This window comes from Achromobacter sp. Marseille-Q0513 (assembly GCF_018195695.1).
Taxonomy (GTDB): domain Bacteria; phylum Pseudomonadota; class Gammaproteobacteria; order Burkholderiales; family Burkholderiaceae_B; genus Achromobacter.
The window spans coordinates 1-12,373 of the sequence record NZ_JAGTJY010000184.1; the positions used below are offsets into that span (position 1 = coordinate 1).

General features: G+C 67.7%; 11 protein-coding genes. 7 read left to right on the forward strand and 4 right to left on the reverse strand.

All coding sequences use genetic code 11. The features are described from left to right. From KDH83_RS25635 to KDH83_RS25655, 5 genes are all read left to right on the forward strand, one after another. Nucleotides 1-188 (forward strand): hypothetical protein (locus KDH83_RS25635; protein ID WP_212320819.1); only part of this gene is annotated, 188 nt, incomplete at its 5' end. Nucleotides 189-315: 127 nt separating this feature from the next. After that, on the forward strand, nucleotides 316-804 hold the full coding sequence (locus tag KDH83_RS25640) for an RNA polymerase sigma factor (protein WP_212320820.1): 489 nt from the start codon (nucleotides 316-318) through the stop codon (nucleotides 802-804). Then, nucleotides 801-1,736: a FecR domain-containing protein gene (locus KDH83_RS25645; RefSeq protein ID WP_212320821.1), complete on the forward strand. Its 936-nt coding sequence runs from the start codon at nucleotides 801-803 to the stop codon at nucleotides 1,734-1,736. The genes KDH83_RS25640 and KDH83_RS25645 overlap by 4 nt, the downstream gene beginning before the upstream one ends. Nucleotides 1,737-1,883: 147 nt before the next feature. Next, on the forward strand, nucleotides 1,884-4,508 hold the full coding sequence (locus tag KDH83_RS25650) for a TonB-dependent receptor (protein ID WP_212320822.1): 2,625 nt from the start codon (nucleotides 1,884-1,886) through the stop codon (nucleotides 4,506-4,508). After that, nucleotides 4,481-5,722, forward strand: a complete 1,242-nt coding sequence (locus KDH83_RS25655; RefSeq protein WP_212320823.1) for a cytochrome c peroxidase — start codon at nucleotides 4,481-4,483, stop codon at nucleotides 5,720-5,722. The genes KDH83_RS25650 and KDH83_RS25655 overlap by 28 nt, the downstream gene beginning before the upstream one ends. A 62-nt stretch (nucleotides 5,723-5,784) precedes the next feature. Here KDH83_RS25655 and KDH83_RS25660 read toward each other — a convergent pair whose 3' ends face one another. The 3 genes from KDH83_RS25660 to KDH83_RS25670 are packed head-to-tail and all read right to left on the reverse strand — an operon-like array spanning nucleotide 5,785 to nucleotide 9,592. Further along, a complete protein-coding gene (locus tag KDH83_RS25660) occupies nucleotides 5,785-6,090 on the reverse strand; it encodes a chorismate mutase (RefSeq protein ID WP_212320827.1) in 306 nt (101 codons plus the stop codon). A 5-nt stretch (nucleotides 6,091-6,095) separates the two neighbouring features. Then, nucleotides 6,096-8,387 carry a UvrD-helicase domain-containing protein gene (locus KDH83_RS25665; RefSeq protein ID WP_212320829.1) on the reverse strand — a complete coding sequence of 764 codons (2,292 nt, stop codon included), beginning with the start codon at nucleotides 8,385-8,387 and terminating at the stop codon, nucleotides 6,096-6,098. Beyond that, nucleotides 8,384-9,592: a fatty acid desaturase gene (locus KDH83_RS25670; protein WP_212320831.1), complete on the reverse strand. Its 1,209-nt coding sequence runs from the start codon at nucleotides 9,590-9,592 to the stop codon at nucleotides 8,384-8,386. The genes KDH83_RS25665 and KDH83_RS25670 overlap by 4 nt, the downstream gene beginning before the upstream one ends. 561 nt (nucleotides 9,593-10,153) lie before the next feature. Here KDH83_RS25670 and KDH83_RS32695 point away from each other — a divergent pair. Next, complete coding sequence (locus KDH83_RS32695) at nucleotides 10,154-10,381, forward strand: hypothetical protein (protein ID WP_249205354.1); 228 nt, start codon at nucleotides 10,154-10,156, stop codon at nucleotides 10,379-10,381. A 56-nt stretch (nucleotides 10,382-10,437) separates the two neighbouring features. Here KDH83_RS32695 and KDH83_RS25680 read toward each other — a convergent pair whose 3' ends face one another. After that, nucleotides 10,438-11,787 (reverse strand): RsmB/NOP family class I SAM-dependent RNA methyltransferase, encoded by a 1,350-nt coding sequence (locus KDH83_RS25680; RefSeq protein ID WP_349291670.1) that lies wholly within the window; start codon nucleotides 11,785-11,787, stop codon nucleotides 10,438-10,440. On the opposite strand from KDH83_RS25680, the gene KDH83_RS25685 reads away from it, so the two are divergent. Next, the coding region (locus tag KDH83_RS25685) for a hypothetical protein (protein ID WP_212320835.1) at nucleotides 11,767-12,373 on the forward strand (607 nt) is incomplete at its 3' end. The two genes, KDH83_RS25680 and KDH83_RS25685, sit on opposite strands and share 21 nt — an antisense overlap.

Genomic DNA, 12,373 nt, shown 5'->3' on the forward strand with positions numbered 1-12,373 from the left:
TGCGCGCCAAGCTGCAGGCGCTGGACGCGACCATCGCCGATCCGGACCTGTACTCCGACGAACGCCGCGCCGAACGCCAGAAGGTCATGGCCGAGCATGGCGAACACGGCAAGCGCATGGACGAGCTGGAAGAGCAGTGGCTGGAGCTGCAAGGCTCGCTGGAGGAAATCGGGCAGTCCGAAGCCTGACGGCATGCGGAAGGGGGCGTTGAGCCCCCTTCTTCATTGCCGTTGCGGATGTCTATTTGATATCAATAATTATTATCATTTATACTCCACCGCGAATCTGACTCTGACGGCCGACCGGGCCGGCGTCATGTCTACGCTTACGGATGTATTTCTTCGCCACTACCGCGAACTGCTGGGCTTTCTTTCACTGCGCACGGGGTCGCGCGACGTGGCCCAGGACTGCGCCCAGGACACCTGGATCAAGCTGGCGCAATTCCGTGACCGCACGCGCCCGGACAATGAACGCGCCTACGTCTTCCGCGTCGCCGCCAATATCGCCACCGACTGGCACCGCCGCCGCAGCCGCGAGCTGACCGCCGCCGCCGACTACGCCAGCGCCCTGCCCCCGGCCCACGAGGCCGACACGCTGGATGTTGCCGTTGCCAACCAGATGCTGCGCCGGCTCGAAGCCGCGCTGTTGTCCCAGCCGCGCCGCAGCCTGGACGTATTCGTGCTGCACCGGCACGACGGCCTGACCTACCGCGCCATCGCCGAACGCTACGCGATCACGGTCAGCGCGGTCGAAAAACACATGATGCGCATCCTGCTCGCCTGCGACCAGGCGCTGGCGGCGTGAGCGCCGCCGACGCGCGCGGTCGGCGGGCCAGCCTGGCCGAGCAGGCCTCGCGTTGGGTCGTGCGCCGCAGCGGGCAGCCGTTGCCCCCGGAGGCTCAGGCGGAGTTCGACGCCTGGTATCAGGCCGATATCCGCCATGCCGAAGCCTATGACCGGCTGGCGCGGGTATGGCGCCGCATGGGCGACATCGACCAGGCCCGGCTGGCCAAGCGCCCGGCGCGCGGCCGCAAGGCAACGGTGGCGGCGCTGCTGGCCATCGCCACGGCCTGGCCCGTCTGGCAATTCTCGCGCGATGCCCATCCCGGCGCGGACTATGCCAGCGGCAACGCGCTGCGCGTCGTCGAGCTGCCCGACGGCTCACGCGTCACGCTGGACGCGGAGTCCGCCATCGCGCTGGACTATGCGGCGGGCAAGCGCGTCGTGCGCCTGCTGGCGGGCCGCGCGCTGTTCGAGGCCGCCCCCGCCGCGCAGGATGGCCCCGCCTTCACCGTCACCACGCCCGATGCATCGGCCACGGCGCTGGGCACGCGCTATACCGTGGAGCGCCAGGAGCATGGCACCCGCGTCGCGGTCCATGAGCACCGCGTGCAAGTGCGTTGCCGGATCTGCACCGACGACCGCGCCGACATCCTGGACAGCGGCGACAGCGTCCAGGTCTCGGCCGACGGCATCGTCCGCGGCGCCTCGCCAAGCGAAGCAGCGCCGGACTGGAGCCAGGGCCTGCTCTCATTCAACGATGTGGCGCTGCCGGCGGCGGCGGCGCAATTGTCCCGCTACACCAGCAAGCGCGTGCTGGTGCTGGGAGATGCCGCGCGCAATGCTCGCATCTCCGGCACCGCCCGCCTGGCCGATCCGAAACGCGCGCTGGAACTGCTGCTCGCCCAGACCAGCGTGCGGATCACCGACCTGCCCGGACTGCTGCTGCTGCGTTGACCGTGACGACCGGCATGCGGCGGCCGTCTTGCCGTTTGCCAATCGGCAAATAAGAATCAATATAAATTATTCATGACGATCGCGCTGAGGGAATCCAGCGCCCGCAGCGTCCTACGGCCGAGATCAACACCGCTTTTGGACGCACGCATGTCTACCTCTTCCATCGGCCGACGCCGCGCCGGTACCGCGCTGCTCGGCGCCGTGCTGGCCCTGGCCGCTCCCGTCTACGCGCAACCCGCCGCACGCCCCGCCACGTACGACCTGCCCGCCCAGCCCCTGGGCGACGCGCTGCTGGCGCTTGGCCGCCGGGCAGGCCTGGAAATCTCGTTCCCGCCAGCCGCCGTCGCCGGCAAGACCGCGCCGGCGCTGCGGGGCGAGTACTCGCCGCTGCTCGCGCTGGACCACCTGCTGGCCGGATCCGGCCTGGCCCTGAAAGCGGACGGTCCGGGCCGCTACATCGTCTACGTGGACAAGACCAATCTGTTCTCGGCCCACCGCCTGGACGCGGTGCGCGTCTACGGCGAACAGCCCGGCGAGCGGACCTACACGCGCGAACAGATCGCCGAAACGCCCAGCTCCAACCGCGACCTGACATCGCTGGTCGCCAGCCACCCGGCGGTGCGCGTCAATGCCGGCGCCAATGGCTCGCAGAACCGGGGCTCGCTGGACGTGGAAGACCTGTCCTTCCACGGCGCCAGCCCCTACCAGAACCTGTTCCAGCTGGACGGCATGGACGCCACCAATCGCCTGGACCCGGCCAGCAAGAACCTGAACCTGCAGGTCGGCAACATTCCCAGCAACAGCCAGTCGTATTTCGTCGACACCAGCCTGCTCGAGGAAGTGCGCGTCTACGACAGCTTCGTGCCGGTGGAATACGGCCGTTTCACCGGCGGCGTGGTCGACGCCCGGCTGCGCCGTTTCTCCGGCGAGAACCACCTGAGCCTGGACTACCGCTGGAACACGTCCAAGATGACGCAGCAGAAGGTGGCCGAAGGCGAGGAAGCCAGCTGGGCGCAGGGCAAGCCCGGCTACGCGCCGGAATGGAAGAAACGCTTTTATTCCGGCGTGGCGGATCTGGCCTTCAACGAGAAGTCCGGCGCGGTCCTGGCGGTGTCGCGCCGCCAATCCGACATCACGCGCTGGAACATGGGCGTGGACGGCAAGGGCCAGCCGCTGCCAGGCCAGGACAACTACCGCGACCAGATCGACAATTTCCTGGGCAAGTTCAGCGTGCGCGCCAGCGCGCAGACCACGGCCGACCTGGTGCTCAAGTACAGCGACCGCAAGGAAACGCTGGTCAGCAACCTCTTCCGCGAAACCCGCTGGGACAACAACCATGCGGCGCGCGGCATCAGCGCCAACATCGACCATCAGTTCCAGGGCGGGCGCTACTCGCTGCAGGCCGGCTGGGACCGTGCGCTCAGCAACCGCGTATCGGTCGGCGACGAGCTGGTCACCTTCCAGCCCCGGGGCCTGCCGCAATACACGGCGGGCGGCTTCGGCAAGGAACAGAAGCAGCAGGACAGCTGGACCCTCAAGGGCCGCGTCGACCTGGATCCCATCCGCACCGGCGCCTTCACGCACATCCCCTACGCCGGCCTGGAATGGCAGCGGGTGCAGGCCGGGTTCGAACGCTTCCAGCAATCACACTCCTACCGCCGCGCCTACGACAACAAGGGCGGCTACCAGGATTTCAGCAAGGTCCGCTACCTGCCCGGCACGGTGGACGTGAACTACGACAGCGTCAGCGCCTATCTGTCCGACCGCGTCGAATGGGAACGCCTGGCCCTGGACGCCGGCGTGCGCTATGACCGCGAGAGCTTCCTGGGCACGAGCAACATCTCGCCGCGCTCCCGCCTGGATTGGGACGTACTCGGCTCGGGCGACACGCTGCTCAGCGCGGGCTGGTCGCGCTACTACGGTTCGGAAGTGCTGCAGACCGCGCTGGAGGAAGAGATCAACCGCATGCGGCGGCAGGTGCTGGACGCCAAGGGCCGCCCGGTCGCCGACGGCACCAAGGAATACTACGTGCGCTACCAGGGCCTGCGCATGCCCTACGACGACGAATGGGCCGTGTCGCTGCGCCAGCGCCTGGCCGGCATCGAAGGCACGCTGAGCTATGTGCATCGCAACGGCCGCGACCAATGGACCAGGGCCGGCAACGACACCGACGGCTACCGCTACACCAACGACGGCCGCTCGACCACCAACGGCGTCAGCCTGACGCTGCGCCCGCTGGAACCGTGGCGCCTGGGCGAGACGCGCTGGAACCTGCTGGCGACCTGGAGCTGGCAGAAGCGCAAGACCAACGGCGACCTGGTGAAGGGCTATAGCGGCGACGCGCGCGATCCCGACGACCTGGTGATCTACAACAACGCGCAGATACGCGCCATGGACCTGCCGCCCAGCAGCTTCTACCAGCCGCAGGAAGCCGTGCTGCACCTGATCGGCGCGCTGCCCAAGGCCGGCCTGACCTGGAGCAACAAGCTGCACTGGCGCAGCAAGCGCGACGCCACCATCTACGTGGGCGTGGGACCCAAGCCGCTGTACCTGCAGCGCTACGAGTCCGGCAACCTGCCCTCGTACTGGACCTGGGACACCAAGCTAGCCTGGCGGCCGACCTTCGCTCGCAATCTCGAAATCTCGGCCGAGGTGCTGAACGTGCTCGACAGCAAGCCCGCGCTCACGGCCAGCAACCCGAATCTCAAGAGCAGCCGCGCGCTGTATCAGGTGGGACGTGAAATATGGCTGCAAGTCGGTTATCGCTATTGATGCTGGGCGCGGCGCTGGGGGCCGCCGCGAACGCGGCCGACCCGTCCGCGTCCGTCTGCCGCGCGCAGGCCGGCTGGGATCTCGCCTGCCTGCGCGCGCGCTATGCGGCGCCAAAGGCGCAATGGCCCGCGCCGTCCATCGATCCGGGCGTGGCCTGGACCGAATGGGCGCCGGTGCCTGCCGCGTCGGCCCCCGCCCTGCAATGGACCGCCGCCAATGCCGACCAGGCGCAGCTGGCCGCCGATGTGGCCAAGCCCGCGATCGTCGCGCTGGGCCAGACGCTGTTCTTCGACGCGCGCCTGTCGCGCAAGGGGCAGGTGTCCTGTGCGTCCTGCCATGCGCCCGAACGCGCCTTCACCGACGGCAGGCCGCTGGCGGTGGGCGAGGACGGGCTCATGGGACGGCGGCGCTCCACGCCGCTGTACGCCGCGCCCTTCGCGCCCCGGCTGTTCTGGGACGGACGCGCCGCCACGCTGAAGGAACAGGTGATGGGGCCGCTGCACGATCCACGCGAAATGAACCACGATGCGGCCGGCGCGGTCGCCCGGCTCGATACATCCGAGCCCTATCCCGCCGAATTCCTGCGCGCATTTGGCGCAGCGCCCTCGCGCGATTCACCGCCAGGCGCCGTCTCCATGCCGTCCGTGCAACACCCGCCATTCGATGCCGTCTCCGTGGCGCCCGTGCCAGGCTCGCCGATCGACGCCGACCGGCTGGCACGCGCGCTGGCCGCCTATATCGCCACGCTGCGCCCCGAACGCACGCGCTTCGACGACTTCATCGAAGGCCGCGCCGAGGCGCTGGACGATACCGAGCTGCTTGGCCTGCACCTGTTCCGCACGCAGGCCCGCTGCATGAATTGCCACAGCGGCCCGCTCTTGAGCGACCACGCCTTCCACAACATCGGGCTGTCTTTCTACGGCCGGCGCAACCAGGATCTGGGGCGTTATGAAGCCACGCGCGATCCGGCGGACCTGGGCAAGTTCCGCACGCCCAGCCTGCGCAACGTCGCCCGCGCCGGCCCGTGGATGCACAACGGCCTGTTCCCCGACATGAAGGGTCTGCTGCGCATGTACGACGCCGGCATGGGCCGCGACCCAGTACCGCGCGAACCGCCGGATCCACTGGCGCCGCGCAAGTCGGAACACATCCGGCCGCTCGATTTGAGCGCGGACGAGATCGACGCCTTGCTGGCGTTCATGAAGGTGCTGTGAAGCGTGTTGTGCAGCGGACGCGCCACCCGCCGGCATCAGCCGGCGGGCGGGCCGGGAAGGGATCAGGAGTACGGACGGTCGCGCAGGCGGCTGTGGTGGTCGATCACGGTGTCGATCACCTCGCGCAGGATGGTTTCGGCCAATGCGGCCGGCACGCCGGCCTCCTCGGCCAGGCGGCGGATGCGCGCGACCTGCTGGGCCTCGCGCTTGGGATCCACCAGATCCATGCCGTGGTTCTGCTTGAGCTCGCCGATCATGTCGGTGCAGCGAAAGCGCACGCCGAGCAGCAGCATGATCTGCTGGTCGATCTCGTCGACCTCGGCGCGCAGCGATGCCAGTTCGGCCTTGGGGGAATCGTGGTCAGCCATGTCGTTCAACCCTGGACTATGTCGAGTTTGGCGATGCCCAGCGCCAGCGTCTTGGCGCCCACGTCGCGGAACTGGATCTCGGCCTGGGCGTCCTGCCCCGACCCGCTCAGACCGATGATGGTGCCGTCGCCGAAACGCGCGTGATGCACGCCCTGGCCTACACGATACTGCTTGTCGCCCACGGTGACTCCGGTGGCGACGCCGCGCGGTTGACGCGGCGCAATCGTGTTGGTGGGCTTGCGTCCGAACGCGTCGGTGCGGCTGCCGCCCCAGGACGCCTGCGAGGCGCCCGCCTGGGCCAGGCCGGCCTTGGGCGTCAGCCACTTCAGATGCTTCTCGGGGATTTCTTCCAGGAAGCGCGAGCGCATGGCGTAGCGCGTCTGTCCGTGCAGCATGCGGCTCTGCGCCAGCGTGATGTACAGGCGCTGGCGCGCGCGCGTGATCGCCACGTACATCAGGCGCCGTTCCTCTTCCAGCCCGGATTGTTCGAGGATGCTGTTCTCGTGCGGGAACAGGCCCTCTTCCAGGCCGGTGATGAAGACCGCGTCGAACTCCAGGCCCTTGGCGGCATGCACCGTCATGAGCTGGACCGCGTCCTGGCCCTGCTGCGCCTGGTTGTCGCCGGCTTCCAGCGCCGCGTGCGACAGGAAGGCCGCCAGCGGCGTCATGCCGTCCGGCGCGACGATGGGCGCGTCGACCACGCCCGGCATCAGCGTCGAGGACGCGTCGGTCTGGGGCACCACGCCGGCCGGCATGCCGTCGTAGTTCTCCTCGGACGCGAACACGGCCGCGGCGGTGATCAGTTCGTTCAGGTTTTCCAGGCGCTCGGCGCCTTCGCGCTCGGCCTTGTAATGGGCATTCAGGCCGCTGGCCTCGAGCATGTGCTCGACCATCTCGGGCAGCGGCAGGTCGCGCGTTTCCTCGATCAGGCGATTGATGAGCTGGGCGAACTGCACCAGGTTGGAACCACCCTTGCCACCCACCATGGCCACCGCCGAATACAGGCTGATGTCATGGGTGCGGGCCGCGTCGGCCAGCGTTTCCAGCGTGCGCGCGCCGATGCCGCGCGTGGGGAAGTTCACCACCCGCATCAACGACGTGTCGTCCTGCGGGTTGGCCATCAGGCGCAGATAGGCCAGCGCGTGCTTGATTTCCTGGCGCTCGAAAAAGCGCAGGCCGCCATAGACCTTGTAGGGAATGCCGGCGGAAAAGATGGCGTGTTCCAGCACGCGCGACTGCGCGTTGCTGCGGTAGAGCACGGCGATCTCGCGGCGCAGGCTGCCTTCGTGGATCAGCGAACGGATCTCGTCCACCACCCACTGGGCTTCCATGCCGTCCGACGGCTGCTCGATGACGCGCACGGGCTCGCCTTCGCCCTGCTCGGTCCAGAGGTTCTTGCCCAGGCGGCCGCTGTTGTGGCCGATCAGCGCGTTGGCCGAATCCAGGATGTGGCCATAGGAACGATAGTTCTGCTCCAGCCGGATCACCGTGCCATGCGCGTAATCGCGCTCGAAGTCGGCCATGTTGCCGACGTTGGCGCCCCGGAACGCGTAGATGGACTGGTCGTCGTCGCCCACGGCGAAGATCGCCGCGCCGCCGCCGGCCAGCAAACGCAGCCACTTGTACTGCAGCGTGTTGGTGTCCTGGAACTCGTCGACCAGGATGTGGCGGAAACGCCGCTGGTAGTGCTCGCGCACCGGCGCGTTGCGCGACAGCAGCTCATAGGCGCGCAGCAGCAGCTCGGCGAAGTCGACCACGCCCTCGCGCTGGCACTGGGCCTCGTACAGCTGGTAGATCTCGATCAGGCGGCGACGATGGCTGTCATAGGCTTCGACGCCGTCCGGGCGCAGCCCTTCTTCCTTGGCGCCGTTGATGAAGCGCTGCACATCGCGCGGCGGGTATTTCTCGTCGTCGACGCCATTGGCCTTCATCAGCCGCTTGATGGCGGCGAGCTGGTCGGTGACGTCGAGGATCTGGAAGCTTTGCGGCAGGCCGGCATCGCGGTGATGCGCCCGCAGCATGCGGTTGCACAGCCCGTGGAAGGTGCCGATCCAGAGACCGCGCGTATCGATCGGCAGGATGGCCGACATCCGCGCCAGCATCTCGCGGGCGGCCTTGTTGGTGAACGTGACGGCCAGCAGCCCAAAAGGCGAAGCCTGGCCGGTTTGAATCAGCCAGGCCATGCGGGTGGTGAGCACCCGGGTCTTGCCGCTGCCCGCCCCGGCCAGGACCAGGGCGTGCTGCGGTTCTAACGTTACTGCGGCGCGTTGTTCGGGGTTGAGCTTCTCTAGCATCATGCCGCGTAGCGGCGCAGACGTTGAGCGAATTGCTCGAGCCCGGCGATGCCGCTTTGCTGGGCGCGCTGGCACCAGGCCTGCAGGTCATGGAGCAGCTGTTCGCTGCTGGCGCTGGAGCTTTCCCAGATGCGGCCGAGCTCGCGGCGCATCTGCACCAGCGTGGACAGCGACTTGTTCTGGGCGATGGCCTGGTCGACGGCCTGCAGCTGCTCAGGCTGGAGGATGTCCTCGTTGCGGTGGATGGCACGGCGCACCTTGTGCAGCTGGCTCCAGCCGCATTCGGCGTTGCCTTCCTGGCGCGAGGCCTTCATCTTGGCCAGCTCTTCGCGGGCGGCGCTCTTGATGATGTCGGCGTAGCGGGCCATGACTTCGTAGCGGTGCGTGATCACGCCCTGCAGCGTGCGCAGGTCGATGCCGGTGCGCGAATCATCCAGCTTGAGCTTGGGCGCGACCTTCTTGATCTTGGCCAGGCCCAGGAACTTCAGGATGTTGATGTAGCACCAGCCGATGTCGAATTCGTACCACTTGGCCGAGAACTTGGCCGACGTGCCGTGGGCGTGGTGGTTGTTGTGCAGCTCTTCGCCGCCGATCACGATGCCCCAGGGGAACACGTTGGTACTGGTGTCCGGGCTGTTGTAGTTGCGGTAGCCCCAGTAGTGGCCGATGCCGTTGACCACGCCGGCGGCCCAGAACGGGATCCAGGCCATCTGCACGGCCCAGACGGTCAGGCCGATGGCGCCGAACAGGGCCACGTCGATGGCGAGCATGGTCAGCACGCCCCACAGGCTGTGCTTGCTGTAGACCTTGCGCTCGAGCCAGTCGTCAGGCGTGCCGTGGCCGAACTTGGCCATGGTTTCCTTGTTGTTGGATTCTTCGCGGTAGAGCTCGGCGCCACGGAACAGCACCTTCCAGATGCCGAACAGGATGGGCGAATGGGGATCGCCTTCCTTTTCGCACTTGGCGTGGTGCTTGCGGTGAATGGCGACCCATTCCTTGGTGACCATGCCCGTCGTCATCCAGAGCCAGAAGCGGAAGAAGTGCATGACGGCGGGATGCAGGTCCAGACCGCGGTGCGCCTGGCTGCGATGGAGGAAGACGGTGACCGAGACGATCGTGATGTGCGTCACCACCAGCGTGAAAACCACGACCTGCCACCAGGTGGCTTGGGTCAGACCGCCAGCAATGAAGGAAAGGATGTAATCCATAAAGCTTTTGTGAGCCTCGCGTAAAGAGTGCCTGGAGTTTAGCTTACCTTTGCCAGCTTATGACAAGGGAGTTTCAAAATAGTTATTGAGAGAAATCAAGGACTAAGCCCCGTTTGGCTGGCAGGAAACCAGCTGAAAAACCCGTAGGCAAGCCGCCAATCAACCCGATTTTCCGCAAAAACATTTCAGGCGCGTCGCGATACGTCCCCGCCTGCATGGCCTGCGCCGGATGGCACGGCCCGCAGCGCCTGGTTCAAGGAAATGGGCGCGGACGTCAGGTTTTGGCCGGAACGGGCCGTTAAAGTTCCAGTCAGGTGCGTCCGTCTTGATACGGCCACGGACTGAGGGCAAACTTCGCCCCTGCCCTCAGTCCTCGACTTCGAGCGAGTTCCAATGCCTGTTTCAATTATACGTCCCCGTTTTATTCCCCTGCTGGCCGCCGCGACCCTGGCTTATGCCGGCGGCGCCTGCGCCCAGTCATTGAAGGTGGGAGACGTGGCGGTGTTGGCTTCTTACTACGAAATAAGAGGGTCGGATTGTCTGGCATTGCGGGCGCCAAAGGTGACGATCACCCTGCCGCCGCACCTGGGCTCGGCCAACGTGGCCCATACCCAGGGCCAATCGAGCGACTCGGGTCGCTGCGCCTACAAGGCCGTGCCGATCGCCCAGGTGGTCTACCAGACCAGCCAGCCCGGCGCGGACACCCTGGCCTGGGAAGTGAAATACCAGAACAAGACGCTGGGCATCCGTCGCTACAGCGCCACGGTGAACGTCGCGCCGGCGCCCTGACAAAAACAGCGCCCCGGCGGAAAGCCGGGGCGCTGCTGATCGAAGACCACCCGGACTCAGGCGGTTTCGCTGGCTGCCGAATCCGTCTGCACGCCGGCATCCAGGCCGGCCTCCAGCGAAGCGTCGTCCACCTCGCCCTCGGCCTCGATGGCCGGCGATTCAGCATCCTGTTCCGCCTTCGCGCCCGCCTTCTTGCGCTCGAACACGGCGGCGAAGAAGCCGTCGGTGCCGTGCAGGTCGGGCCGCAGTTGCACGTACGGCCCTTCCAGCTTCAGGTTCTCGCAACGTCCGGCCAGGATGGCGGCGGCGTCCAGGCGCTCGAACTCGGGATGGCTGGCCAGGAAGCGCTCGGCCTGGACCTCGTTTTCCTCGGCCAGCAGGCTGCAGGTGGCGTAGACCAGCCGCCCGCCCGGCGCCACGCAGCGCGCGGCGCTGTTCAGGATGCGCTCCTGCAGCTGGCCCAGCTCGGCCAGCGCCTCGGGATGCTGGCGCCATTTCAGGTCGGGATTGCGGCGCAGAGTGCCGATGCCGCTGCACGGCGCGTCGACCAGCACGCGCTGGGCCTTGCCTGCCAGGCGCTTGATGCGGGTGTCGTTCTCGCTGTCGATGGCCACCGGCACCACGTTGGACAAGCCGCTGCGGGCAAAGCGCGGCTTGGCGCGCGACAGGCGCGCGGCCGACACGTCAAAGGCGTACAGCCTGCCGGTCGAGCGCATCAGCGCGCCCAGCAGCAGCGTCTTGCCGCCCGCGCCGGCGCAGAAGTCGATGATCATCTCGCCGCGCCGCGGCGCCACCAGCAGGGCCAGCAGTTGGCTGCCCTCGTCCTGCACCTCGATGCTGCCATTCTCGAACTGGGCCCAGCGGTTGATGGCCGGACGGCCCTCCATGCGGATGCCCCAGGGCGAATAAGGCATGGCGACCGGCTCGTAGCGACCGGCGCTCTGCTGCAACTCGACCAGCATGGCGTCGCGCTCGGCCTTGAGCGGATTGACGCGCAGGTCCAGGCTGGCCTGGCGGTTCAGCGCCTCGATCAGCGCGTCCGGGCTGTCCATGGCGGACAAGCGCTCGTCCAGCCAGTCGGGAATGCTGCCCCGCACCGCGCGCGGCAGCGTGGCCGGATCGATGCGCGACACGCGCTGCAGCCATTCGGCCTCGGCCGCGTCCAGACCTTCGGCCAGTTCCTGCGCGCCCAGCGTGGCGGCCAGGCCCAGGATGGCCAGACGGCGCGAGGCCGGGCCGACGCCGCTTTCACCGTACTGGCGATAGCGCCGCAGATGCCGCAGCACATCGTAGACGGCTTCGGCGACTTCGGAACGGTCGCGGGCGCCCAGGCCCGGATGGCCGCGCAACCAGTGCGACAGGGCCGCGTCCGCCGGGTAGGTCCATTGCAGGATCTCGCCCAGCACGCGCTGCACCTGGTCGATACGGATGGCGGCATAAGGCTGGCGCGGACGCGAAGGCTGCGACGCACGGCCCTGCCCGCCGCGCGGGCCGCCGTGGCCGGACGCCGGACGGGAATCCTGGCCCTGGCGTCCATCGCGGCGCTCGGCGCCCGGACGGCCATCACGTTCGCTGCGGAAATCGCGGTCGTCGCGGCCGCCGTCGAAACGGGGGCCTTGGCGATTCTGGCCGCTCGGCCCGTCCTGATAGGCGCGCTGGCCGTGGCGTTCATCGCCCCGGCCGGCATGGCCCTGCTCGCGACGCCCGTCGAAACGGCCATCGCGGCGATCGTCCCGGGCGTATTCTGGGCGTCCCTGCGAACGGCTGTCGCGGCTGTTGTAGTTGTATTCACCACGGCGATCCTGCTGGCGATCGTCACGGCCCGACTCCCGGCGGCCGTCCTGGCGAGCGCCGCCGGCATATTCCCGGCGACCTTCCTGACGATCATCGCGGGAGTATTCCCGGCGTCCTTCCTGGCCACGCGGGGCCTCGCGCCGGCCGGCATCTCCCTGCCGCTCATTGCGACCATAAGCGCGCGCCCCCTCGCGACCG